This is a genomic window from Lentilitoribacter sp. EG35 (genome assembly GCF_040784015.1).
In the GTDB taxonomy this organism is placed as follows: Bacteria; Pseudomonadota; Alphaproteobacteria; order Rhizobiales; family Rhizobiaceae; genus Lentilitoribacter.
In genome coordinates, this window is sequence record NZ_JBFNGQ010000038.1 from 1 (window position 1) to 853 (window position 853).

Below are 853 nucleotides of genomic sequence, written 5' to 3' on the forward strand. Positions count from 1 at the left end.
TTGATCCAGAATATCCACCAGAACGACTTTCTGTTATGATCAAAGATGCACGGCCAGCCTGTACCGTATGCAGTAGTCAAACCGTAGAGCATCTTCCAAATGATAATACGATATTGCTTGTCGATACGCTTGAGATAATCACAATATTGGACGCTATAAGCGAAACCAATCCAGACAATCATGACCGAGTTCAGCCGCTCACCCCCACCAATCCCGTCTATGTCATCTACACATCAGGATCAACTGGAAAACCTAAAGGTGTCGTAATGCCAACTGGAGCGATGATTAATCTTCTGTCTTGGCAAAGTGATGCAACCTGTGGAAAGAAAAAGATAGGTCAACTTACCGCAATTAGTTTTGACGTTTCATTTCAAGAAATTCTTTCCACAATTCTCGCTGGAAGCGTATTGGTTATCCCTAAGGGCCACATACAACGTTCACCACTAGATGTTGTTCCTTGGCTCAACAAGCATAAAATAGATGGATTATTTGGTACGTCTCTTCTTATCAATGCAATAGCAGAAACTGCTCATGAATTGGATTCGGAAATTGGCTGCATTGTAGAAATCACCCAAGCTGGTGAGGTGTTAAAAACTAGCGACGCGCTAATAAAAATTTTCAACACAAAATTGAATTGTAATCTCCGCAATCATTACGGTCCAACAGAAACTCACGTTGCAGTAGCTTTTAATGCACCTACACAAGTGGCGTTATGGTTCACTGATCTCCCCATTGGGCGCCCGATTTGGAACACTCAGGTTTATGTATTGGATGATTGGCTTCGTCCTGTTCCCGTTGGTGTTAGTGGTGAGCTTTATATAGCTGGAGCAGGTTTAGCACGTGGTTATTTAGG

At 42.6% G+C, this 853-nt stretch carries 1 protein-coding gene; it reads left to right on the top strand.

Going from position 1 to position 853, the window contains the following annotated elements; all coding sequences use genetic code 11:
* Positions 1-853, top strand: an 853-nt coding sequence (locus tag AB2J24_RS19845) for an AMP-binding protein (RefSeq protein ID WP_367386812.1), incomplete at both ends; no start/stop codon positions are given.